Source organism: Tessaracoccus terricola, assembly GCF_054776555.1.
The window spans coordinates 166403-190281 of the sequence record NZ_BAAHBS010000005.1 but is presented as its reverse complement, the minus strand read 5'-3'; the positions used below and the strand labels follow the sequence as shown (position 1 = coordinate 190281).

Below are 23879 nucleotides of genomic sequence, written 5' to 3'. Positions count from 1 at the left end.
TGATCAGGAAGCCAGCACCTCGTCCAGCAGGTGCTCGGCCCTGTCCTCCGCGACGTCCTCGGCGAGCGCCAGCTCGGCCACGAGGATGGTGCGGGCCTTGGCGAGCATACGCTTCTCGCCGGCAGAAAGGCCCTTGTCACGGTCACGTCGCCACAGGTCGCGGACGACCTCGGAGACCTTGATCACGTTGCCCGAGTGCAGCTTCTCGAGGTTCGCCTTGAAGCGCCGAGACCAGTTGGTGGGTTCCTCGGTGTGCTCGGCGCGAAGAACGTTGAACACCCGCTCCAAGCCCTCGGCGTCGACCACGTCCCTCACCCCGACCAGGTCCAGGTTCTGCGCGGGAACCCTCACCACCAGATCGTTCTGCCCGATGATTCGAAGCACCAGGTAAAGTTTGTCCTCGCCCTTGATCTGACGGGTCTCGAGGTCCTCGATGACTGCTGCCCCATGATTGGGGTAGACCACCGTCTCGCCGACTGAAAAAGTCATAGGTTATGGCCCCTTTCCACAGGCCATTCTATCATGACGCGGGGGGCGGTCCCCATGGAGTGAGTTCTTCGGTATAGGATGGCCGCGCCCCGCCCCTACCCAGAGGAGCTCCATGTCCGTGCCCACTCCCAAGCGACGCATCCGCACCGTGTTGGCAGCAGTCGCGATGACCGCTGTCCTGGCCACTGGTTGCACCGCCGGCGACTGGCACTACGAATCCCCGCCGGCAGCCGGAACCCAGGCCGACGCCGGGCCCGTCAAGGCCCGCAACTTCGTCATCGTCACCGACGAGTCGGGTGCGGCCGTGCTGCTCGGGACCATCAGCACCTTCGAGGCCATCGCGCTGCAGGGCGGCACGGTCACCCCGCAGGACGAACAGGGTGGGCGCGGTGAGAGCACCGCCCTCACGGTCACCGCTGACCTCCCCCGCGACGGCGCGCTGCAGCTGGACGCCTCCAACGCGATGCTCGAGGGCGTCGCGGCGGTTCCCGGGCGCCTGGCCGAGGTCGCGCTGCAGTTCGACGACGGCACCAGCCTCACGCTCGACGTGCCGGTGTTCTCCACCGAGCACCCCGACTTCGCGAACGCGCTCCAGGCCTGAGGCCCGCCGGGGCGTCAGCCCTGGTACTTGTAGCCCAGACCCCGGACGGTGATCACCCGTTCGGGGTTCGAGGGGTCCTTCTCGATCTTCGAGCGGAGCCGCTTGATGTGGACGTCGAGGGTCTTGGTGTCCCCCACGTAGTCGCTGCCCCAGATCCGGTCGATCAACTGGCCACGGGTCATCACCCTGCCCGCGTTGCGCAGAAGCAGCTCCAACAACTCGAACTCCCGCAGCGCGAACCGGACGTCCTGGCCGTCGACGTTGACCTGGTGGCGTTCGACGTCGATGCGCACGCCCTGCACCTCGACCACCTCCGGCAGCAGCTCCTGCTCCTGGCCGCGGCGCAGCACCGCCCGGATCCGGGCCACCAGCTCGCGGTGGCTGAAGGGCTTGGTGACGTAGTCGTCGGCGCCGAGCTCCAGCCCCACCACCTTGTCCACCTCGGAGTCGCGTGCTGTGACCATCACGATGGCGACGTTGCCGCGCTGGCGCAGCTGGCGGCACACCTCCATGCCGGTCATGCCGGGCATCATCAGGTCCAGCAGCACCAGGTCCGCACCGGTGGCGTCGTACTCGGCCAGCCCGGCCGCACCGTCGGGGGCCGACGAGACGTCGAAGCCCTCCTTGCGGAGCATGAAGGACAGTGCCTCGCGGTAGGAGTCCTCGTCCTCGATGATCAGGATGCGGGTCATTCGATCGGTTCCTCGTCCTCTGTCGTGTCTTGCGGTTCCGGTTCCCCGGGGTGGATGGGCAGTCGTAGCGTGAAGGTGGAGCCCTGGTGCGGCTTGGACCAGACCCGGATGTTGCCACCGTGCGCGAGCGCGATGTGGCGAACGATCGACAGGCCCAGCCCGGTGCCGCCGCTCTCCCTGCTCCGACCGTAGTCCACCCGGTAGAAGCGTTCGAAGATGCGTTCCTGGTCCTCGGGGCCGATGCCGATCCCGTTGTCGGCCACCTTGATGTCCACGAACTCCTCGCCGTCCTCGGTCACACCCACGACGGTCACGGCCACGCGGGCGTTGACGTCGGAGTAGACGATGGCGTTCTGGACGAGGTTGGTGACGGCGTCGGCCAACTGCCACGAATTGCCCTGCACGCGGAACGACGACGCCTTGGCGCGGATCAGGTTGACGCTGCGGTTGGCCGCGAGCACGCGGGACCGGTTCAGTGCCTCGTCGATCACCTCGTCGATCTCGACGAGGTCCTCGAGGGCGGTGTGGTCCGCGGACTGGAGCCGGGACAGGTCGATGATCTGGCCCACCAGTTCGCCGAGGCGGTTGCTCTCGACGTGCAGGCGGCGCACGAAGTTCGACACGGCGTCCGGGTCGTCGCTGGCCGCCTCGATGGCCTCGGCGAGGATGGCGATGGCCCCGATGGGGGTCTTGAGCTCGTGGGAGACGTTGGCGACGAAGTCGCGGCGCACCGCGTCGATGCGCCGGGCAGCGGTCTCGTCCTCCGCGATCACCAGGACCATCTCGTCCTCGAGCGGGATCACCCGGCCCGTCAGGTCCAGGGGCTCCTCCCCCGGTTCCCGCTCCCTCGCCAGCGCACCCTTGTAGGTCCGACCCGTCTCTCGCACGTCGCGCACGAGCGCGAGGAGTTCCTTGAAACCGACGCGTGCCCCGCGCACGATCCCCATGCCCGCGCCTGCGTCGTTGGACGCGAGCACCTCGTCGTGGGAGCCGACGAGGATCGCACCGTGGTTCAGGGCGGCGACGATGCGGGCCAGGTCCGGTGTTGCCTCGGACCCGGGAGCCGGACCGAGCGAGTCCTGCCGGGCCCGGATACCCATCCGGATGCCGATGGCGACAGCCACGACGGCAAGCGCCACCAGGGCGCCGATCAATCCGGCCAGGGCAGGAGACATGACCGCATCCTATGCCCGACCGGGCTGGCGCGGTGGACCCCTGACGAGCCCGCGACCCCCAAGGATTCACCCAACGTTCACCTTCCCGTCACCTTGCCGTCAGGCGTTGTCGGATGTGTTGGCTAACGTTCGATGGGGCCCTCATCCCAGCCGACGGGGGCCCCGCAGACTAGACTCCACCTGAACGTCGACGAAAGGACCAGGCCCATGATGCGCGCCAGCTACCACGAGGAACTCGAGTCCGTCCTCGACCAGCTCCACGAGATGTCCCACCTCGTCGAGGTTGCGATGGTGGAGGCAACGCAGTCCCTGCTCACCGCTGACCTCGAGCGCGCCGAGCAGGTCATCGACGGTGACGCCAAGCTGGACAAGATGCACGAGGAGCTGGAGTACAAGTGCCTCTCGCTGCTCATGCTGCAGGCCCCGGTGGCCGGTGAGCTGCGCACCATCGTGTCTGCCATCCGCGTGGTGTTCGAGCTGGCCCGGATGGGTGACCTGGCGGCCCACATCGCCAAGATCGCGCGCCTGCGGTTCCCCGAGCACGCCATCGTGGCGGACCTCGAGCCCAACTTCGCCCGCATGGGCGAGGTGTGCGTGGAGATGGTCCGCGTCGCCTCCTCCAGCCTGCGTGACCACGACGCCTCCGAGGCGCTGCAGCTGGCGGCCATCGACGTCGAGGTGGACGACCTGCGCCGCGAGCACTTCGTGACCGTGCTGGACGACTCCTGGGCCGGCACCACCGCCCAGGCCGTCGACGTGGCGCTGCTGGGCCGCTACTTCGAGCGGTTCGCGGACCACGCCGTCGCCGTCGCCCGCCGCGTGGTGTACCTGGTCACCGGCGAGACGCCCGAGGGCGAGGACTGGCCCAACGCCTGAGCCGGACCCCGGTTCCGTGCGCGCTTTCCGGCTTGTAGTGTTTGGCACATGACGCAGAAGTTGATCCTGCTCCGCCACGGCGAGAGCGAATGGAACGCCAAGAACCTGTTCACCGGCTGGGTGGACGTCGACATCAACGCCAAGGGCGTCGGGGAGGCGGAGAAGGCTGCCGAGCTGCTGAAGGCCGAGAACCTGCTGCCCGACGTGCTGCACACCTCGTTGCTGCGCCGCGCCATCCACACCGCGAACATCGCTCTCGACGGCTGCGACCGGCACTGGATCCCCGTGAAGCGCAGCTGGCGCCTCAACGAGCGCCACTACGGCAAGCTGCAGGGTCTGAACAAGACCGAGATCCGCGACCAGTTCGGCGAGGAACAGTTCATGCAGTGGCGTCGCAGCTACGACGTCCCGCCGCCCACCATCGACCCCGACGGTGAGTACAGCCAGCACCACGACCCCCGCTACGCGGACATCCCCGAGGACGAGCGCCCGCTCACCGAGTGCCTCAAGGACGTCGTGGCCCGCATGCTGCCCTACTGGACCTCGGACATCGTCCCGGACCTGCAGGCCGGCAAGACCGTCCTGATCGCCGCCCACGGCAACTCCCTGCGCGCGCTGGTCAAGCACCTGGACGGCATCTCCGACGACGAGATCTCCGGTCTGAACATCCCCACCGGCGTCCCGCTCTACTACGAGCTCGACGAGGACCTGTTGCCTGTGACCAAGGGTGGCCGCTACCTGGATCCCGACGCTGCCGCCGCGTCCATCGAGGCCGTGAAGAACCAGGGCAAGAAGTAGACGCACGGGGCTCCGCCCCCCTGGCCCCCCGAGCCCCGGTACTTCGAAGTGCCGGGGCTCGACTCTTTCGGACCTAGGCTGGGGGCATGGACGCCACCGCAGCAGTGCTGGGAGGACTGGACCAGGCCGAGCCTTGGCTCGAGGAGTTGTACCGGAACCTCCACCGCAATCCCGAACTCTCCGGCCGTGAGACCGCCACCGCCGCGGAGGTGACACGCAGACTCACCGACTTCGGCTACGACGTGCAGCAGGTGGGCGGAGGGGTCGTGGGCGTGCTAGCCAACGGGCCGGGCCCCACAGTCCTGTTCCGTGCGGACATGGATGGGCTGCCGGTTCGCGAGACGACAGGCCTCCCGCTACGCAGCACGTCATGTCCCCCACAGATAATCTGGGTCGGTTCAGTCACTCTAACCGCGGACCACGTACGACGAACAGGGTTTCCCCCGACCGACAAACGACCCCCGACTAGATTGTTTGTATGAGCACTCTATCGGCAGTGGTTACCGGGGCGTCCAGTGGGATCGGTTATGCGACGGCGCGCCGCCTTGCATCCGAGGGTTACCACGTATATTGCGCGGCCCGCAGAATAGAGCGCATTGAGGCGCTGGCTAGGGAGATCGGCGGCACGGCCGTCTCGTGCGACATCACCGTCGACGCGGACGTAGAGCACTTGGCCGAGGTGGTCGGGGGCCGGCTGGACCTGCTGGTGAACAACGCCGGCGGCGCCTTCGGGCAGGAACCGGTGGCCGAGGCGAACCTCGAGGCGTGGTCGAGGATGCTGGAGCTGAACGTCGTCGGTACGGGCCGCGTCACGAAGGCCATGCTGCCGGCGCTGGTGGCCGCGGAGGGTGCCGTCGTGTTCGTCACCTCCACCGCTGCGGAGACCGCGTACGAGGGCGGCGCCGGGTACAACGCCGCGAAGTTCGGGCAGAGGGCGGTGGTCGGCGCCCTACGGCTCGAGATCGTGGACCAGCCCGTGCGCGTGTGCGAGGTCAGTCCGGGCATGGTGGAAACCGAGGAGTTCTCCCTCACCCGCTTCGAGGGCGACGCCGAGCGTGCCGCGAAGGTCTACGCCGGTGTCGACGAGCCCCTGGTGGCCGACGACATCGCCGACTGCATCGCCTTCGTCGCCACCCGTCCCGCGCACGTCAACATCGACAGACTGGTGGTGCGTCCCCGCGCCCAGGCCGCCAACCACAAGGTGCACCGCACCGCCTGACTAGGGCCGCAGCACCACGTTGCCCACCTTCCGCCCCGAGTCCACGATCTCGTAGGCCCTGACGATCCCCTCCAGCGGGAACGACTCCCGGATCACGGGATCCAACTCGCCGCGCTCCAAGAGCGGCATCAACCGCGCCACAAGATCGGCGTTCCCCGGAGCGCTGCCCGCCTTGACCGGCCCACGGGCCCGCAGCATGTCCCCCAGCCCGGCCGCCGCCAGCACCGCGGTGCCGCCCTCGCGCACCAGCGCCCGCGCGGCCTTCGCCGACAACGTGCCCACCGCGTCGAGGACGACGTCGAAACGCCGGCCCAGGCTGACGGGGTCTGTGACCTCATAGTCCACGTGCTCATCCACCCCGAGCCGACGAACCAGCTCAGAGTTCCGGGCACTTGTCACGCCGGTCACCGTGGCACCGGCGAGCTTCGCCAGTTGCACCGCGCTGGACCCCACCGCACCCGAGGCACCGATGACCAGCACGTCCTGGCCGGAACTCAATTTCGCGACGTCGTGCAGGAAGTGCGCGGCCGTCGTGCCCCCGAACACAGCGGCGGCCGCGGCATCATGGGCCACCCCGGCAGGTTTGCGCACCAGCCGCGACTCCTCGACGACCAGGTACTCAGCATGCGCACCCATGCGGGCACCGGCCATGCCCGCCACGTCATCGCCGACGGCGAACCCGTCGCCGGCCTCACCCACGGCCTCGACAGTTCCGGAGAACACCATCCCCAGCACCTTGTTACGAGGTCCACGCACGCCCAGGGCGAGCCTCGCCGCAACCCCCATCCCAGCCGGGAAGCTGGCACCCCGGATCCGGGCATCACCCGTGGTCACCGCGGTGGCGACGACGCGCAGCAACACCTGCCCGGGCTTCGGTTCCGGCCTGGGAACCTCCATGACGCGGGCTACCCCCGCAGGACCGTACTGCTCCACGACAACGGCACGCATTTCAACTTCCTTACAGGTGTAAGACGCTGGTTCCGTCAGCATAGCCTTACACTCGTAAGCCACGCAATGGTTCAAAGGAGTCACCCATGACCGCCACCCCCGGAGCCCGACCGCCGCTCACCCAGGAGCGCATCGTCGAAGCTGCGGCCCGCGTGGCCGACGACAAGGGACTTCCCGGTGTCAGCATGCGCGCGGTGGGGCGCGAGCTGGGCGTCGAGGCGATGTCCCTGTACCACCACGTGGCGCGCAAGGAGGCACTGCTCGACCGGCTCGCCGACTGGCTGATGACACAGGTCGAGGCCCCCTCCCCCGACGGCGACTGGCGCTCCGGGATGCACACCCGAGCGCACTCGGTCCGAGAAGTCCTGGGCGCCCACCCGTGGGGGCTGATGCTGCTCGAGTCGCGGCGCTCACCGGGGTTTCCGCTCCTGGCCGGCCACGAAGCCGTGCAGGCCTCACTACGGGCGGGAGGCTTCTCCGTGCGGCTCGCCGCGCACGCCTACGCCGTGCTGGACGCCTACGTCTACGGCTTCGTGCTGTCCGAGCAGCAACTGCCTTTCGAACCCGGCGGCGCGGACGAGATGATCCACGAGATGGCCCTGCCCGCCGAGCACTTCCCGGCGCTGGCGGAAATGACCGCCGAACTCGTCGTCGGGCAGGACTACCGCTTCGGTGACGAGTTCGATTGGGGACTCGATCTGGTGCTGGACGGACTCGCCGCCCGGCTCAGCGCCGAGCAGGCCGCGCACCGGGCGGGCCACCCGTAGCGGACCTGCAGTTGAACCGTTCAACTCTGGGTTCTTGGACCATAGACGGTCCAACAATCCAGCATTGATTCGTTTCAGGCTCCGGCGGGGGCCCTCAGGGCTCGCTGTAGAGGACCTCGAACTCCTCCAGGACCACTGGCATGTCGGGCGCGAACCCGCGCTGGTGGCTGGCGTGCTCGGTGAAGAAGCGCTCGTGGATCTCGCGCCACGACGCCAGCGTCCGGTCCTGCTCCCCCTCGGCATGGGCGTGGGCATCGTCCACCTCGTCGAAGGGCACCGTGCGCACCCGGGTGACCCCGAGCAGAGCTCTGGGCACGCCAGCGCCGTCGGTGACGATGCTGAGGGTGCCCACCGACGGCAACTCCTCCCCCTCGGCCTCATAGTCCCAGAAGGCCGACGCCGTGGCGGTCTTGGTGCCGTCGAGCACCAACTCGAGCAGCTCGTCGGCGTGCTCGGGCGTGGCGCCGAAGGACCAGGCGGGCGGCCGCAGCGTCGCCAGCGGGTTGCCCCCCAGCACCGACGGCATTCCGGTCAGGCGGGCTTTCTGCTGGGCGCGTTGCCAGAAGGCCTCGAGTTGTTCCATGCCCACCAGTGTCTCAGGCGGCCTCGAGAATGGTGTGCAGTTCCTCCTCGGTGAGGTCGATGGGATTGCCCTTCATGGAGCTGGCGCGCATGGCCTTGGCCACCACCTCGTCGTGGTCGGAGGCGCGCAGGCCGAGGTCGGCCAGGCCGGGGCTCTCGAGCTGCACCGCGAGCTCGGCCAGCCAGTCCAGCAGCCCGGACAGGGACAGGTCACCGGTCAGTGCCTCGGCGCCGAGCAGGTAGCCGGCGAGGGCGGGGTTGTCGGGGTCCCGCTCGCTCATCGCCTTGATGTTGGCCGACGTGGTGGGTGCCAGCAGCGCGGCGCAGATGGCCCCGTGCGGGGCCCCCGTCGTCCCGCCCAGCACACCGGCCAGGCCGTGGACGGCCCCGAGCTTCGCGTTGGCCAGCGACAGCCCGCCCATGAGCGAGCAGTAGGCGACGTCGGTGCGGGCGGCCAGGTCACGGCCGTCGCGGTGGGCGCGCACCAGCCCCCGGGCCGCGGACCGCAGCCCCGCCAGCGCGAGCGCCTCCACCAACGGGTTGGTCATCCGCGAGGTCAGCGGCTCCAGGCACTGGGTGAGCGCGTCCATCCCCGACTGCGCGGTCACCTTCGGCGGGCAGGAGACGGTGAGTGCGGGGTCGACGATGGCCACCCGCGCCAGCATCGCCGGCGAGCGCAGCGAGACCTTCACCCGGTGGACCGGCGAGGACAGGACGGCGTTGGCGGTGACCTCGGAGCCGGTGCCCGCCGTCGTCGGCGCGGCCACGAACGGCAGCGAGGTGGCGGGCAGCTTGTGGCCGGCGCCGATCACCTCGGCGTAGTCCAGGGGGTCACCGTCGGCCCCCACCAGGATGGCCAGGGCCTTGGCCAGGTCGAGCACCGCGCCACCGCCGATCCCGACGACGACGTCGGCCCCGGCCGCCCGCGCGGCGGTGACGGCGGCGGTGGCGTCGTCGAAGGTGGGCTCGCCCTCGAGCGCGAAGTGGCCCACCTCGGCGAGTTCCGCGGTCACCGGGTCGGTGCGGGTGCGGTCGGAGCCGGTCACCAGGAACGGTCTGTGCCCGAGCCGGCCGGCCTCGTCGGCCAGCGCCTCGACGGCGCCGACGCCGAACCTGATGCTTGCTGCCGTGGCGAAGGAGAACTGGGTCATGGCGCCAGCTTGCCAGAGGGGTGACCCGAGCAGCCGGACTGCGCAAAATACACCAGCATTCGCCCCTGTTTGGCGGAATAGCCGTTCGCCCGCGGAGAACGCCACGCTCAGGGAGTCCGCAGGCGTCCACTGCCTGAGATCTTCCCCTTCCGCCAGCCCCGACAGCCACGTAGGTTCCTCACCCATGAAGCACAGCCGCCGCCCCAGCCTCGTGAGTCGGGCTCACGTGGACCTGGTGCGCGTCGCGTCCGCCATGTGTCCGGGCCACTGACGCCCCGACAACCCACCTTGTCCCCGGGCTTTCGAATGAGCCCGGAGGGATCCGGTTCATCGGGCCCCCTCTCTGCGCAGTCCCACCCCCAGAAGGAACCATGACCACCACCACGACTGAACGTGTCCGCCCCTCCGCGTCCGGCAAGTCCAACGGACAGTGGCTCATCGACGGCACCGAGCCGCTCAACCCCAACGAGGAGATGAAGAGGGTCGAGAACCCCCTCAACGTGGTTCAGCGGATCAAGGAGGTCTACTCCAAGGAGGGCTTCGACTCCATCCCGGAGAGCGACGCCTTCGGCCGCTTCCGCTGGCTGGGCATCTACACCCAGCGCGCGCAGGGCTTCGACGGCACCAAGACCGGCAAGCTGAGCGACCAGAAGCTCTCCGACCGTTACTTCATGATGCGCATCCGCATCGACGGCGGCGCCCTCACCACCGACCAGCTGCGCGTGGTGGGCCAGATCTCCAAGGACTTCGCGCGCGACACCGCGGACATCACCGACCGGCAGAACATCCAGCTGCACTGGGTGGCCATCGAGGACATCCCGGAGATCTGGCGCCGCCTCGAGGAGGTGGGCATGCAGACCACCATGGCCTGCGGCGACACCCCCCGCGGCTTCCTGGGCTCCCCCGTCGCCGGCATCGCCAAGGACGAGATCATCGACCCGACGCCGGTGATCCGCAAGATCGTGGACACCTACATCGGCGACGAGACGGTGGCCAACCTGCCCCGCAAGTTCAAGACCGCCGTCACCGGCCACCCCAGCCTCGACGTCGTGCACGAGATCAACGACATCTCGCTGGTGGGCGTCAACCACCCCGAACTGGGCCCCGGCTACGACCTCTGGGTGGGCGGCGCCCTCTCAACCACCCCCCGGTTCGCCGAGCGCCTGGGCGCGTTCGTCACCGAGGAGCAGGCCGTCGACGTCTGGTACGGAGTCATCCGGATCTTCCGCGACTACGGCTACCGCCGCCTGCGCAACAAGGCCCGCATGAAGTTCCTGCTGGCCGAGTGGGGCCCGGAGAAGATGCGCCAGGTGCTGGAGGACGAGTACCTCGGCTACAAGCTGCCCGACGGCCCCGCCCCCGAGCCAGCGAAGACCCCCGGCGACCACATCGGCATCCACGAGCAGAAGGACGGCAACTTCTACGTGGGACTCGCCCCCACCGTCGGCCGCACCTCCGGCACCCGGCTGCTGGCGCTCGCGGACCTGGCGGAGAAGGCCGGCTCGAAGCGCACCCGCTTCACCCCGCACCAGAAGGTCCTGGTCCTCGACGTCCGCCCCGACGCCGTCGACGAACTGGTGGCGGAGGCCGACAAGCTCGGGCTCAGCGCCAAGCCGTCCCCGTTCCGCCGCAACACCATGGCCTGCACCGGCATCGAGTTCTGCAAGCTGAGCTTCGTCAACACCAAGGACACCGCCCGCGAGACGATCGCGGAGCTGGAACAGCGCCTCACCGACATCGAGCTGGACACCCCGATCACGCTCAACGTGAACGGCTGCCCCAACTCCTGCGCCCGCATCCAGGTGGCCGACATCGGCCTCAAGGGCCAGCTGGCCCGCGGCGCCGACGGCGGCAGCGAGTTCACCTACCAGGTGCACCTGGGCGGTGGCCTGGCCGGCGCCACCCGCGAGGTGGCGGGCCTGGGCACCACGCTGCGCGGCCTCAAGGTGACCGCGAAGGACCTGCCCGACTACGTCGAGCGCGTCGTGCGCAACTACCTGGCCGAGCGCAGCGAGGACGAGAGCTTCTCCGAGTGGGCGCACCGCGCAGAGGAGGACTCGCTGCGATGACCACGATCGCCCCACCCGCCCACGGCCCGGGCCGCGTCCGGAGCACCGAGGAGCTGCGCGCCATCGCCGAGGAGGCCGCGGTCCGGTTCGCCGACGCCTCCGCCGACGAGGTGCTCGCCTGGGCCGCCGAGACCTTCGGCAACAACGTCGTCGTGGCCTGCTCCATGGCCGCCGACACGGTGGTGCCGCACCTGGCCGCCCAACACATCCCCGGCGTGGACGTGCTGTTCCTGCAGACCGGCTACCACTTCGCCGAGACCATCGGCACCCGCGACGCCCTGGCCCACACGGTGGACGTGCGGATCGTCGACGCGCTGCCGCGGCTGACCGTCGCCGAGCAGGACGCCGAGTTCGGCGCCAAGCTGCACGACCGTGACCCGCAGGCCTGTTGCGCCATCCGCAAGGTGGAGCCCATCAACCGCGAACTGGCCAGCTACGAGGCGTGGGTCACCGGCGTGAAGCGCGAGGACAACTCGCTGCGCGCCAACACCCCCGTCGTCGAGTGGGACGCCGCCCACGAGATGGTCAAGATCAATCCCATCGCGCCCTGGAGCACCGAGCAGGTCATGACCTACGCCGGCACCCACGGGGTCCCGGTGAACTTCCTGCTGGACGAGGGCTACCCGTCGATCGGGTGCGAGCCGTGCACCCGCCCCGTCGCGCCGGGCGAGGACCCCCGATCCGGCCGCTGGGCCGGGCACACCAAGACCGAATGCGGGCTGCACGTGGCCCCCGGAGAGAAGGAATCCGCATGAGCGACACCGCTGTGGCCAGCAGGACACTCACCCACCTGGAGGCACTCGAGTCCGAGGCCATCCACATCTTCCGCGAGATCGTCTCCGAGCTGGAACGTCCCGTGCTGCTGTTCTCCGGCGGCAAGGACTCCATCGTGATGCTGCACCTGGCGGCCAAGGCCTTCTGGCCCGCGCCGGTGCCGTTCCCCGTCATGCACGTCGACACCGGGCACAACTTCCCGGAGGTGCTCGCCCACCGCGACGCCACCGTCGAGCGCCTGAAGCTGCGGCTCGTGGTGGCCAAGGTGCAGGACTACATCGACGACGGCCGCCTGCTGGAGCGTTCCGACGGCACCCGCAACATGCTGCAGACGCAGCCGCTGCTGGACGCCATCGTCGAGGGTCGCTACGACGCCGTGTTCGGTGGCGGGCGCCGCGACGAGGAGAAGGCCCGCGCCAAGGAGCGCGTCGTCAGCCTCCGCGACGAGTTCGGCCAGTGGGACCCCCGCAACCAGCGCCCCGAGCTGTGGAACCTGTACAACCCCAGGCACCGCCCCGGCGAGCACGTGCGCGTGTTCCCGCTGTCCAACTGGACCGAGCTGGACGTGTGGCGCTACATCGAGGCGGAGAACATCTCCTTGCCCGAGCTGTACTACTCCCACGAGCGCGAGGTCTTCAGCCGCGACGGGATGTGGCTCGCGGTCGGCGAGCACTCCCAGCCCCGCGACGGCGAGCAGGTGGAGCGTCGAGTGGTGCGCTACCGCACCGTCGGGGACATGTCCTGCACCGGCGCCGTCGAGTCGGAGGCGCGCAGCGTCGCCGACGTGATCGAGGAGGTGGCCGTCACCCGGATCACCGAACGCGGCGCCACCCGCGCCGACGACAGGGTCACCGAGGCCGCCATGGAAGACCGCAAGAAGGAAGGCTACTTCTGATGCACGAGTTCAACCCCGCGCGGGCCACCGGGTCCAGCACCCTGCTCCGCATCGCCACCGCCGGCAGCGTCGACGACGGCAAGTCCACCCTGGTGGGGCGCCTCCTCTACGACTCGAAGGCCGTCCTCGCGGACCAGCTCGAGTCCGTCGAGCGCGTCAGCCAGGCCAAGGGCCTCGGCCACGTGGACCTCGCCCTCCTCACCGACGGCCTCCGCGCCGAGCGGGAGCAGGGCATCACCATCGACGTCGCCTACCGCTACTTCGCGACGGCGCGCCGCACCTTCATCCTGGCCGACTGCCCCGGCCACGTGCAGTACACCCGCAACACCGTCACCGGCTCCTCGACGGCCGACGCGCTGGTGCTGCTGGTGGACGCCCGCAAGGGCGCGCTGGAGCAGACCCGCCGCCACCTCGCCGTGGGCCAGCTGCTGCGGGTGCCGCACATCGTCGTGGCCGTCAACAAGATCGACCTGGTGGACTACTCGCAGGCACGCTTCTCCGAGATCGAGGCCGACATCCTGCGCATCGCCGAGGACCTCGGCGTGCCGAGCATCCACGTGCTGCCGGTCTCCGCCCTGGTGGGTGACAACATCGTCGAGCGCTCCGAGAAGCTCACCTGGCACGAAGGCCCCACCCTGCTGGAACTGCTCGAGGAACTGCCCCCGGCGAACTCCACCGAGCACTCCTTCCGCTTCCCGGTGCAGCTGCCGATCCGCCCCCAGGCCGCGGCGCTGGACCCGAAGTACGTCGAGTACCGCGGCTACGCCGGGCAGGTCGCATCCGGTGTGGTGCGCGTCGGCGACCGCGTCGTCGTGCTGCCGTCCGGGCGCGAGACCACCGTCGTGGGCATCGACACCGCCGACGGTGAGCTCACCGAGGCGTTCGCCCCGCAGTCCGTGACCCTCCGGCTCGCCGACGAGATCGACATCACCCGCGGCGAGCTGATCGCTGGGGTGGCCGACGCCCCCGAGCCCACGCAGGACCTCGACGGCATGGTGGCGTGGCTGGCCGAGAAGCCGCTGCGCGTGGGCCAGAAGGTGCTCGTGAAGCACACCACCCGCACCACCCAGGCCGTGGTGCGTGACATCGACGGCCGGCTGGACCTGGACACGCTGCGCCCGCAGCACACCGAGGCGCTGGAGCTGAACGACCTCGGCCGCGTCCGGCTGCGGCTGGCCGCCCCGATCATGGGCGAGCCCTACTCCACGTCCCGCCGCACCGGCTCGTTCCTGTTGGTGGACCCGCAGTCCGGCACCAACCTTGCAGCAGGCATGATCCGCGGCGACCAGGCGTTCTCCGACGACGCCGCCGTGCCCCTGGACACCACGCTGAACTGGTCCATCTGATGTCCACCCCAATCGCGTCCACCCTTCGAGGCGGCGACTGCGTCCCCGCACCTCAGGGAAACTGGGTACCCAGTCGCCCTGAGGTGCGAGCGGCAGCGACCCCCACCAGTCGCCCTGAGGTGCGAGCGGCAGCGAGCCTCGAAGGGCACCCCACCCTCGTCATCGCGCTCCACGGCACGCGCAAGCGCCGGGGCACGCTGTTCGCCGAGGCGCTGCGCCGGGCCGTCGCCGCGCGGCTCCCGGGCGTGCCGGTGGAACTGGGCTGGGTGGACATCCATGACGAGCTGCTGGGCGAGACGGTCCAGAAGTTCGACTCGTCGGTGATCGTGCCGGCGTTCCTGGCCGCGGGCTACCACGTCGCGCACGACGTGGCCGAGGCCGTCGAGCGCTCCGGCGGCCGCGCCGTCGCGACGGACCACGTCGGGGGTGAGCTGGTGCACGCCATCGCGGACCGGCTGCTGGCCGCAGGTCCGCTGGGCGACGCGGTGGTGCTGGCCGCCATCGGCTCCAAGCGCCTCGGCGCCACGGCAGAGGTGCTGGCCACCGCCAGCCGGCTGGCCCGCATCGTCGACCGACCCGTCCAGGCCGGCTTCATCTACGCCTCGGAGCCGTCGCTCGCCGACGCCGCGGCCCAGCTGCGGGCGCAGGGCCACCGCGAGCTCAGCGTCGCCACCCACGCACTCGCCCCGGGCCTCTACCAGGACCACATCGCCGCCCTCGGGCTGCCGGTGGTCGCAGACCCGATCGGCATCCACCGCCACCTCTTGGACGCCATCACCAGCCGCTACCTGGCCGCGACCGGCACCGTGTCGCAGCAGGTGGCCTGAGCACTCGAGAAAGTCGAATCCTGAAGTGACCGCAACCCCTCTGGACCGCGTCGTCATCCGCTTCGCCGGGGACTCCGGCGACGGCATGCAGCTGACCGGTGACAGGTTCACCGCCGACGCCGCCGCGCTCGGCAACGACTTCGCCACGCTGCCCAACTTCCCCGCCGAGATCCGCGCGCCGCAGGGCACGATCGCCGGCGTGTCCAGCTTCCAGCTGCACTTCGCCGACGACGACATCCGCACCCCGGGCGACCGTCCGGACGTGCTCGTGGCCATGAACCCGGCCTCGTTGAAGGCCAACGTGAAGGACCTGCGCCGCGACGGCCTGCTGATCGTAGACACCCATGACTTCACCAAGCGCAACCTGGCGAAGGTGGGCTACGACGCGGACCCACTGACCGACGGTTCCCTCGAGGACCACGAGTTGCACGCCGTCGACCTCACAGGGCTGGCGACGGCCGCCGTCGCCGAGTTCGGGCTAGGCCGCAAGGACGCCGCCCGCTCCAAGAACATGGTGGCGCTGGGCCTGCTGACCTGGCTGTACTCGCGCCCCACCGAGCCGACGCTGGAGTTCCTGGACGTCAAGTTCGCGAAGTTCCCGCAGATCCGCGACGCCAACCGCGCCGCGTACCTGGCTGGCTACAACTACGGCGAGACCACCGAGGACTTCACCGTCCGCTACGAGGTCAAGCGCGCGCCGCTGCCGCCCGGCACCTACCGTCAGATCACCGGCAACAAGGCGCTCGCGCTGGGCCTGATGGCCGGTGCCGAGCGGTCCGGGTTGCCCCTGTTCCTGGGTGCCTACCCGATCACCCCGGCATCCGACGTGCTGCACGAATTGTCGCGCCACAAGGACCACGGCGTCACCACGTTCCAGGCCGAGGACGAGATCGCCGCCATCGGTTCCGCGCTGGGCGCGAGCTACGGGGGTCACCTCGGCGTGACCGTGTCGTCGGGCCCGGGGATGGCGCTGAAGAGCGAGTTCATCTCGCTGGCCCTGATGCTGGAGCAGCCGCTGGTGGTGGTGGACGTGCAGCGCGCCGGCCCTTCCACCGGCATGCCCACCAAGACCGAGCAGGCGGACCTGCTGCAGTCAGTGTTCGGACGCCACGGCGAGGCGCCCGTCCCGGTGCTGGCGGCCCAGTCCCCCGGCGACTGCTTCGACGTCGCCGTGGAGGCCACGCGGATCGCGCTCGAGTACCGCACGCCGGTGATCGTGCTCACCGACGGCTACCTCGCCAACGGCGCCGAGCCGTGGCAGGTGCCGGACCTGGCGTCGCTGCCGCAGATCGACCCGAACTTCGCCACCGAGCCCAACGGCGAGGGCGGCAAGTTCCTGCCCTACCTGCGCGACGAGAAGCTCGCCCGCCCGCTCGCGGTGCCCGGCACGCCTGGGCTCGAGAACCGGATCGGCGGCATCGAGAAGGCCGACGGCACGGGCACCATCTCCTACGACCCCGCCAACCACGAACTGATGGTGGGCCTGCGGCAGGCCAAGGTGGACGGCATCGCCGACTCCATCCCGGACCTCGAGGTGGACGACCCCTCCGGCGAGGCCGACGTGCTCGTCATCGGCTGGGGCTCCACCTGGGGCCCCATCGGCGCCACCGCGCGCCGTGTCCGCCGCAAGGGCCGCAAGGTGGCCACCGTCCACCTGCGCCACCTCAACCCGTTCCCCCGCAACCTGGGCGAGGTCCTGCGCTCCTACAAGCGCGTCATCGCCCCTGAGATGAACCTCGGCCAGCTGACTCTGCTGCTGCGCGCCAAGTACCTCGTCGACGTCGAGACCTACTCGCGGGTGCGCGGGCTGCCGATCTCGCCGTCGGAGTTCGAGGCGGACCTGCTGGACATCATCGACGGAAAGGACGCACGATGACCACCCTCACTGCCGGCCCCACTCTCGGAGGCCTCGCCCGCGTCCCGCTGGCGATCGAACCCACCACCCGCAAGGACTTCGTCTCCGACCAGGAGGTGCGCTGGTGCCCCGGCTGCGGTGACTACGCCGTGCTCGCCGCGTTCCAGTCGCTGATGCCCAAGCTGGGCGTGCGCCGCGAGAACACCGTGATCATCTCCGGCATCGGCTGCAGCTCCCGGTTCCCGTACTACCTGGACAGCTACGGCGTGCACTCCATCCACGGCCGCGCCCCGTCGCTGGCCACCGGGCTGGCGATGGCCCGCGAGGACCTTGCCGTGTGGGTGGTGACCGGCGACGGTGACGCGCTGTCCATCGGCGGCAACCACCTGATCCACGCGCTGCGCCGCAACACCAACATCACCATCCTGCTGTTCAACAACCGCATCTACGGCCTGACCAAGGGGCAGTACTCCCCCACGTCGGAGACCGGGAAGGTGACCAAGTCCACGCCCGCCGGATCCGTGTCCAACCCGTTCAACCCGGTGAAGCTCGCGCTGGGCGCCGAGGCCACGTTCGTGGCCCGCACCGTCGACTCCAACCGGGCGCACCTCACCGAGGTGATGACCCGCGCGGTGGAGCACCGTGGCGCTTCGCTGGTGGAGATCTACCAGAACTGCCCCATCTTCAACGACGGTGTCTTCGACGGCCTCAAGGAGCCCGACTCGCCCGCCATCATCCCCCTGCGCGACGGTGAGCCCATCACCTTCGCCGGCGGTACCCGCAGCGTGGTGCGAGACGCCGTCACCGGACGCCTGGAGGTGGTCCCCACCGACGAGGTGAACGGCCGCACCGTCGTGGTCCACGACGAGCGCTCCGACGACGTCGCCCAAGCGGTCGCGATCGCGTCCCTGACCGACAACCACGGCCTGAGCCAGTCGCCGATCGGCATCTTCCGCGACGTCGACCGCCCCGTCCACGACGACGCCGTCCGCGCCCAGGTGACGATGCCCGCCCCCGAGTCCCGGACGTCCCACCTGCAGTCCCTGATCACCGGCACCGACACCTGGACCGCCTGACGGACCGTGGCCGCCGGCTCCCCGGTGGCCCCGTGCCAGAAGGGGGTGGTGACGAGCGTCGGCGCGAAATCGCTTTCGGTGCTCTCGAGGCCAGCCCACCGGCGTGTCGCCGAGCCCTGTCACCCCGCCGGTCGAGTAGCGCCGCGAGGAACGAGCAGCGCGTGTCGAGGACCGCCCACCCCGCCGGTCGAGTAGCGCCGCGAGGAACGAGCAGCGCGTGTCGAGGACCGCCCACCCCGCCGGTCGAGTAGCGCCGCGAGGAACGAGCAGCGCGTGTCGAGACCCCCTCACGCGCACTGAATCACTCGCCACCACCGCGGCGGTAGGCGGACCTAGATAGCGCGGGCAAGTCTGAGAACCGACCCTCGATCAGCGCCTGCCTCTTGGCGCGCGACCACTTCTGGATCTTCTTCTCCAGCTCGAACGCATCGCCGACGTTCTCGGTCTCCGACGCCCAGACAAGGCTCACAGGCAATCTCTTGCGGGTGTAGGCAGCGCCCCTCCCCGACATGTGTTGCTCAACCCGCGCATCCAGACTTCGGGTGCTCCCCACATAGTACGAACCATCACTGCACTCCAGCATGTAAACCCATGGCATGGGTCGAGTGTCCTCGTCGCTGGGAGCGTACGCCCTTCTACCGTGGGTGAGCTGTGGAAAACTCAGGTCTCGACACGGGCGCTGGGCGCCCTACTCGACCAGCGGGAACCGGCCCCCCACTCGACCAGCGGGAAACGGCGGCCCCCACTCGACCAGCGGTGGGCGCCCCGGCTGCGCCCTCCTCAGCGCTTGAACAGCACCAGGTTGTTGAAGACCTCCTTGGTGACCCAGCGGTAGCCGGTCGGCGTCTGCTCCACCACCCTCGCCTCGACGTAGCTGCGGCAACCGCCCGTGCCCGTGGCGGCGGTGTCGCACTCGGTGCGCCAGGAGCGGCCGTCCGCAGCCGTCCAGGACCCGGTGTGGCCGAGCGGGTTCTGGCTCCACTGGGCGCGGGTCATGAGCGGCAGGTACGTCAGGTTGTTGAAGTACCACCCGGTGGTGCTGACGAACCTGCCGCCGGTGGCGACAATCTGGGTGGCCCAGATGTCCGTGGTGCAGCGCACCGTCTGCGAGTAGTCCTCACACGTTGTGAACCAGCGTCGGCCGTTGACGTCGTGCTGCCCCGGCGTGGTGTAGACCCAGCTGCCGTCGGCAGGTCGGGAGGGCGTCCTGGTGGGAGCCTTGGTCGGGCTGGCCGTCACGACGACGGTCCGGGTGGCGCTGCTCGTCGCCGTCGCGGTGGCGGTGACCGTCGCGGTGGCCGTGGCGGTTGCGGTCGCGGTGGTGGTGACCGTCGGGGTGGGAGTCACCCAGTGGGTCTCCGTCGCGGTGGCGGTGGCAGTCACCGTCGGGGTGGGCGCGGTGACGGTGACAGTGGGCTGCGGCGTCGGCTCGACGTCGGTGGCGCACCTCACCCAGATGTTGGCCCAGTCGAAGTGGTCCTGCCCCACGCCGCCGTTGGGGTCGACGTGGAGGGTGACCTGCTGGGTGCCCTCGGGCAGCTCGACCACTGCCGAGCCGGTGCCGCTGGCCGGGGTGATGACCCCGGGCTCCCAGATCGCCGTGCCGTCGACGATGATGGAGGGGCGCACACTCGCCCCGCTGCCGCCGCCGCGCATCCTGTCGGCGATGCCGTAGTCGAACTCGATCACGGAGCACTCCCCCGGCAACGGGATGACGACGTTGGCGCGGGCGTGGGTTCCGATGCCCTTGGCGTAGGTGGTCCCGGACAGCGTGATGGGTCCGCCGTCGCCGGCCTCCTGCTCACCGTTGCTGCCGTCGCGCTCCACGGGGCCCCAGCCGTTGGTGGCCTCCGTGAACTCGAGGTCCGAGAGGAACGTGCCACCGGCGAGCAGGGTGAACGACTGCGAACCGAGGCCGGTCCCTCCTGAACTGATCTCCACGGTGACCTCCTCCAGCCCGACGCCGTCGCCGGTCAGCTCGAGGGTGACCACCTGGGTGCTGCCCGCGGGGATGGTGACGGTGGTGGCCTCGGCGGAGAAGATCCCCGCGCTGGTGGCCGCGAGCGTGACCTGGCGGTCCTCGTCGGAGCGGTTGCGGATCTCGGTGCTGGCGGTGATGGTGTCACCGGGCTCCAGCACGGAGTTGGAGTCGAGAGTGATGGCGCCAGCCACCAGCTCGGCATTCACCAGCCCGTCGATGACGGCCGCGCGATGGTCCAACATGGCCCGCTGCGACTGGCCCCACGCGTTCGCCGCGTTCACGCCGCCCAGGGCGCCGGCGACCACCGGATTGCCCTCGCCCAACTCCGACTTGGCAAGGTCGAGTAGCTCGGCATCCTCCTGGCCGTCCTTGAACAGTTCCCAGCGGATGGAGCTGACGGGGCCGTCATCACCCGGGTAGATGATGTACTCGTCGCCCTGCCCGTAGCGGAAGGTCGGGTCCGTGTACACGTCGTCCGGCCAGGACTGGTAGGTCCAGCGCAGGAACCCGTCCAGGTCCCGCTTCTCCACCACCCACGGCACGACGCGGACGTTGTGCAGCGGCGTCTTGACGACGGTGTTGGGCGAGGTGGGCTCGTTCCACACGTAGTAGAGGGTGGGCTTGCCCTCTGCCCGACGGGAGTCGATCAGCTGTTGGGAGACGCTCGAGAGGAAGTTCACGTTGAACGAGATGTACTCCGCGATGTCGGCCTCCGCCAGGGAGTTGGCAGCGAGGGCGATCTTGTCGTTCCAGTCGGGGTTGATGTCGTCCAGCACGGCGAAGAACGCGTTCATCCGGTTGAGCGGCTGCTCGTCGAACGCGAGCCTGGTGTCGTCGTACCAGCCCCTGTCCCTGACGTGGGCGTCGAAGGCGGTCATGAAGGCGCTCCAGACCTCGACGTAGCGGGCCCCGCCGACGGTGTAGTCCTCCCAGACCCCCTCGCCGGTTCGGGTGTCTACGTAGTGGAAGCGGTCGTGGCCCTGGAACTGCAGCGGCGCGAACGCGTGGATGGAGGGCCCGACCCCCGCGGCGAGCGCGTCCTCCACCAGCCGGTCGAACACGCTGAAGTCGAAGCTGAACTCGCTCCCGTCCCACTGCCACTCCACGGTGGAGCGGTAGTGGCTCCAGGTCTGGGGGCGGATCTCGCCCTCGTGGTTGACCAGCCAGGGGTCCTCGGTGATGGTGATGTTGATGATGTCCTGGCCGGCCTCGGCGAGGTCTGCCCAGTACGGCTCGAGCGCGGTGAAGTGCTCCTCACTCCACGGTTCCAGGTCCAGCGCGTCGGCGACGGCGTCGGGGTGCTGCCACAAGTCCAGGACGAACGGGCGCTCAGCGACGTCCCGGAACTCCAGCTCGGGCACCTCGACGGTGATTTCGTGGCTGCTGATCTCCCCGGCCGACGAGGAGAACGCGACCGTGCCGGTGTAGGAACCGGCCGCAGTCCCCTCCGGGACCCGGACGGTGAGCCACACGGGCTGGTTGTGACCCGCCGCCACGTCGACGGCAGCCACGTCCAGCAGCGGGTCGGCGACCCGCCCACCGGTGTTCTCGTCGGGGATGAACTGCGCGTAGCGGACCTCGACGGCGTCCGTGAGGGTCCCGCCGGCACCGGTGAGGGCGCTGACGGTGGCGGTGAGGTCGGTGAGCGCGGGGCCCGACGAGACGACGAGTTGGGCGCTCTGGCGGCTGTTGGCCGGCACGAGCAGCTCGAGCGGCACGTTCTCGACGGCGGGGCCGGTGTTGCCGACCTCGACGGCACGCTCGAGGGAGGACGTGTCGAAGGACCCGGTGGGGACCCACACGGAGGTGAGGCCCGACGAGGGCGTCTCGTCGAGATCGACGGGGTACAGCGTCGCCGAGGCAGTCACCGAAGTGGTGCCCGCAGTGGCGGTGACGGTGTAGGTGGGTGCCCACTCACCGGCGTCGAGGTCGGCCTGCGTGATCCGGTGGCGCGGCAGGCCGTGGTTGCGGCAAGTGTGCGTGGCCCCGGGAGCCAGCGAGTTGATCGCGCAGTTCACGCCGGCGGGAGCGGTCCAGGCGAAATTGGTGAGGGTGACGTTGCCGGTGTTGACGATCTCCACCCAGGCTTGGATGTCGTCACCGAGCAGACCGGCCGGCTCGTTGGAGTAGATCGCGTCCAGCACGGGGCGGATCTCGAACGACGGCGCGGCCACCGCACCGGCGCCGACGGGGATGTTCGCCGTACCGAACGAGCCGCCCTCCGTCCCCGAGTAGGTGACCTCGACTGCGTGCGTGCGCTGCGCCGCCGTCGTGCCCACGGTCACCGGCAGGGTGACCGTCTGGCTCTCACCGGCCGCGAGCGCCGGGACCGCGGTGGGCTCTGCGGTGAAGCCATCGGTGCCCACGTCGAGGGTGCCGGCCGGGAGCTCGGCGCCGCTCTGGTTGGTGACGGTGACGGAGAGGTCGACCGTCCCACCGGGGGCGACGGCGGTGCCGATGGCTCCCACCTGCACCCCGGCGCAGACCCCGCCCAACCAGTCGAGGTCGAACTTGGTGAAGGAGAGGTGGCGGTAGCCCTCGCGCTCGTAGAAGAGGCCGTAGCCGCCCTCCCCGAGGGTGCCGTCTTCGCCCGGGAGCGGGGTCAGCGTGGAGTACGCGCTCGCCCCGGTCTGGACCACCTTGGCCACGGGCCAGGACTCGCCGGAGTCACACGACATCCGGACCGTGAGGTTGCGGCGGACGTTCGGGTTGGCGGTGTTGGAGAACAACAGCACCTGCGCCTTGGGATCGTCCGGCTCGGCGTCGGGGAAGGCGCGGATGACGGAGCCGTTGTTGGCCGGGTCCGGCAGCTCGGCGTCCTCGACGAACGGGGTGTAGGTCTCGCCGCCGTCGCTGGAGACCGCGGTGCGGCGGAAGGGCGCGGCGCGCGAGTTCAGCAGCACGTCCCCGTTGGCGAGCTCCACGGTCTTGTTCTCGTCGGCGCCGGGCCCGACGGGCTCGGAGGCGTTCCAGGTCTGGCCGTGGTCGTCGGAGTACACGGAGACGGCGTGGTTGCCGCCGCCGATCCGGACCGTGTACTGCTGGATGAGGCGGCCCGCGTGCTCGCCCTGCCGCAGTTGGATGCCCTCGCCGGAGGCTGCGAACATGCCGGCCCAGTTCGTGTGGCCGTCCTTGATCTGGTCCGTGATGCGGTGGTGGGTCCACGTCAGGCCGTCGTCGTCGGAGACGGAGTAGTCGGCGTGCAGGACGTTGGGGTCGTCGGGATCGCTCCCGGTTCCGCCGCCCGCATAGCCCTGGTTGAAGGACGCGGCATAGAACAGGAAGATGAGGCCTTCCTCGCGGTCGACGAGGACCGACGGGTCACCGAAGCCCTTCGGGGCAGGTTCCTGGCGCACCACCTGCTGGTCCTGCCAGGTGGCGCCGCCGTCGGTGGAGCGGCGCATCAGCATCGTGATGTTGCTGGGCAGGTCGGCCATGCTGGGGCGGCCGTCGTAGAAGGCGAGCAGGTCGCCGTTCGGGGCGACGGTGAGCGCGGGGATGCGGTAGCGCAACCAGCCTTCGCCGCGGTTGGCCAGGTCGACCAGTTCGAGGCCCTCGGCCAGCCCGTCGGCGGGTCCGGCAGTGGCAGAGGTCACCGGGTCGGCGGCCGCCTCCGGAGCGGTTCCCGGCTGGAGGACCAGCCCTGTCGTGGCCACCAACGTGGCGACGAGCCCGACGAGGAGCGTACGGGATGAGCGGAAGGCGTGGGGCATTGAGAGACTCCTGGCATCGTTGCGACGGACCACCAAAAAGGATAG

General features: G+C 69.7%; 22 protein-coding genes. 14 read left to right on the top strand and 8 right to left on the bottom strand.

Going from position 1 to position 23879, the window contains the following annotated elements:
- Positions 1 to 3: 3 nt before the first annotated feature.
- The gene (locus ACYU7G_RS10670; protein WP_461107613.1) at positions 4 to 489 is read right to left on the bottom strand and encodes a CarD family transcriptional regulator; all 486 of its coding nucleotides are present in this window, start codon (positions 487 to 489) and stop codon (positions 4 to 6) included.
- Positions 490 to 601: 112 nt separating this feature from the next.
- Here ACYU7G_RS10670 and ACYU7G_RS10665 point away from each other — a divergent pair, with 112 nt between their 5' ends.
- Complete coding sequence (locus ACYU7G_RS10665) at positions 602 to 1090, top strand: hypothetical protein (protein ID WP_461107611.1); 489 nt, start codon at positions 602 to 604, stop codon at positions 1088 to 1090.
- Between the two features lie 14 nt (positions 1091 to 1104).
- On the opposite strand, the gene ACYU7G_RS10660 is transcribed toward ACYU7G_RS10665, so the two are convergent.
- Complete coding sequence (locus tag ACYU7G_RS10660; RefSeq protein WP_461107609.1) at positions 1105 to 1782, bottom strand: response regulator; 678 nt, start codon at positions 1780 to 1782, stop codon at positions 1105 to 1107.
- The gene (locus ACYU7G_RS10655) at positions 1779 to 2957 is read right to left on the bottom strand and encodes a sensor histidine kinase (RefSeq protein WP_461107607.1); all 1179 of its coding nucleotides are present in this window, start codon (positions 2955 to 2957) and stop codon (positions 1779 to 1781) included. The genes ACYU7G_RS10660 and ACYU7G_RS10655 overlap by 4 nt, the downstream gene beginning before the upstream one ends.
- Before the next feature lie 210 nt (positions 2958 to 3167).
- Between ACYU7G_RS10655 and phoU the strand changes: the two genes are divergently transcribed.
- From phoU to ACYU7G_RS10635, 4 genes are all read left to right on the top strand, one after another.
- Entirely contained in the window at positions 3168 to 3833 is a 666-nt protein-coding gene (phoU, locus tag ACYU7G_RS10650) for a phosphate signaling complex protein PhoU (RefSeq protein ID WP_461109569.1), read from the top strand.
- A 48-nt stretch (positions 3834 to 3881) separates the two neighbouring features.
- Complete coding sequence (locus ACYU7G_RS10645) at positions 3882 to 4631, top strand: phosphoglyceromutase (protein ID WP_461107605.1); 750 nt, start codon at positions 3882 to 3884, stop codon at positions 4629 to 4631.
- Between the two features lie 86 nt (positions 4632 to 4717).
- On the top strand, positions 4718 to 5113 hold the full coding sequence (locus ACYU7G_RS10640; RefSeq protein ID WP_461107603.1) for a hypothetical protein: 396 nt from the start codon (positions 4718 to 4720) through the stop codon (positions 5111 to 5113).
- Positions 5110 to 5850, top strand: a complete 741-nt coding sequence (locus ACYU7G_RS10635; RefSeq protein WP_461107601.1) for an SDR family NAD(P)-dependent oxidoreductase — start codon at positions 5110 to 5112, stop codon at positions 5848 to 5850. Before ACYU7G_RS10640 ends, ACYU7G_RS10635 begins: the two co-directional genes overlap by 4 nt.
- Here the strand turns inward: ACYU7G_RS10635 and ACYU7G_RS10630 are convergent, their stop codons facing one another.
- The gene (locus tag ACYU7G_RS10630) at positions 5851 to 6798 is read right to left on the bottom strand and encodes an NAD(P)-dependent alcohol dehydrogenase (RefSeq protein ID WP_461107599.1); all 948 of its coding nucleotides are present in this window, start codon (positions 6796 to 6798) and stop codon (positions 5851 to 5853) included.
- An 86-nt stretch (positions 6799 to 6884) separates the two neighbouring features.
- On the opposite strand from ACYU7G_RS10630, the gene ACYU7G_RS10625 reads away from it, so the two are divergent.
- Positions 6885 to 7565 carry a TetR/AcrR family transcriptional regulator gene (locus ACYU7G_RS10625; RefSeq protein WP_461107597.1) on the top strand — a complete coding sequence of 227 codons (681 nt, stop codon included), beginning with the start codon at positions 6885 to 6887 and terminating at the stop codon, positions 7563 to 7565.
- Between the two features lie 94 nt (positions 7566 to 7659).
- On the opposite strand, the gene ACYU7G_RS10620 is transcribed toward ACYU7G_RS10625, so the two are convergent.
- Complete coding sequence (locus tag ACYU7G_RS10620) at positions 7660 to 8148, bottom strand: ASCH domain-containing protein (RefSeq protein WP_461107595.1); 489 nt, start codon at positions 8146 to 8148, stop codon at positions 7660 to 7662.
- A 13-nt stretch (positions 8149 to 8161) separates the two neighbouring features.
- Positions 8162 to 9298: an iron-containing alcohol dehydrogenase gene (locus ACYU7G_RS10615; protein WP_461107593.1), complete on the bottom strand. Its 1137-nt coding sequence runs from the start codon at positions 9296 to 9298 to the stop codon at positions 8162 to 8164.
- On the opposite strand from ACYU7G_RS10615, the gene ACYU7G_RS10610 reads away from it, so the two are divergent.
- The 8 genes from ACYU7G_RS10610 to ACYU7G_RS10575 all read left to right on the top strand — a co-directional run bounded on the left by ACYU7G_RS10610 (position 9264) and on the right by ACYU7G_RS10575 (position 18140).
- Positions 9264 to 9569 carry a putative leader peptide gene (locus tag ACYU7G_RS10610; protein WP_461107591.1) on the top strand — a complete coding sequence of 102 codons (306 nt, stop codon included), beginning with the start codon at positions 9264 to 9266 and terminating at the stop codon, positions 9567 to 9569. The genes ACYU7G_RS10615 and ACYU7G_RS10610 overlap by 35 nt on opposite strands.
- A 100-nt stretch (positions 9570 to 9669) precedes the next feature.
- Positions 9670 to 11367: a nitrite/sulfite reductase gene (locus ACYU7G_RS10605; protein WP_461107589.1), complete on the top strand. Its 1698-nt coding sequence runs from the start codon at positions 9670 to 9672 to the stop codon at positions 11365 to 11367.
- Entirely contained in the window at positions 11364 to 12122 is a 759-nt protein-coding gene (locus ACYU7G_RS10600) for a phosphoadenylyl-sulfate reductase (protein ID WP_461107587.1), read from the top strand. The genes ACYU7G_RS10605 and ACYU7G_RS10600 overlap by 4 nt, the downstream gene beginning before the upstream one ends.
- Entirely contained in the window at positions 12119 to 13036 is a 918-nt protein-coding gene (cysD, locus tag ACYU7G_RS10595; RefSeq protein ID WP_461107585.1) for a sulfate adenylyltransferase subunit CysD, read from the top strand. The genes ACYU7G_RS10600 and cysD overlap by 4 nt, the downstream gene beginning before the upstream one ends.
- Complete coding sequence (locus tag ACYU7G_RS10590) at positions 13036 to 14382, top strand: sulfate adenylyltransferase subunit 1 (protein ID WP_461107583.1); 1347 nt, start codon at positions 13036 to 13038, stop codon at positions 14380 to 14382. Before cysD ends, ACYU7G_RS10590 begins: the two co-directional genes overlap by 1 nt.
- 119 nt (positions 14383 to 14501) lie before the next feature.
- Complete coding sequence (locus tag ACYU7G_RS10585) at positions 14502 to 15209, top strand: sirohydrochlorin chelatase (RefSeq protein WP_461107581.1); 708 nt, start codon at positions 14502 to 14504, stop codon at positions 15207 to 15209.
- A 25-nt stretch (positions 15210 to 15234) separates the two neighbouring features.
- Positions 15235 to 17085 carry a 2-oxoacid:acceptor oxidoreductase subunit alpha gene (locus ACYU7G_RS10580; protein ID WP_461107579.1) on the top strand — a complete coding sequence of 617 codons (1851 nt, stop codon included), beginning with the start codon at positions 15235 to 15237 and terminating at the stop codon, positions 17083 to 17085.
- A complete protein-coding gene (locus tag ACYU7G_RS10575) occupies positions 17082 to 18140 on the top strand; it encodes a 2-oxoacid:ferredoxin oxidoreductase subunit beta (RefSeq protein WP_461107577.1) in 1059 nt (352 codons plus the stop codon). Before ACYU7G_RS10580 ends, ACYU7G_RS10575 begins: the two co-directional genes overlap by 4 nt.
- Before the next feature lie 301 nt (positions 18141 to 18441).
- Here the strand turns inward: ACYU7G_RS10575 and ACYU7G_RS10570 are convergent, their stop codons facing one another.
- Both ACYU7G_RS10570 and ACYU7G_RS10565 read right to left on the bottom strand, forming a co-directional pair.
- Positions 18442 to 18738: a GIY-YIG nuclease family protein gene (locus tag ACYU7G_RS10570; protein WP_461107575.1), complete on the bottom strand. Its 297-nt coding sequence runs from the start codon at positions 18736 to 18738 to the stop codon at positions 18442 to 18444.
- 182 nt (positions 18739 to 18920) lie between these two features.
- Positions 18921 to 23834 (bottom strand): glycoside hydrolase domain-containing protein, encoded by a 4914-nt coding sequence (locus tag ACYU7G_RS10565; protein ID WP_461107573.1) that lies wholly within the window; start codon positions 23832 to 23834, stop codon positions 18921 to 18923.
- Positions 23835 to 23879: the final 45 nt, after the last annotated feature.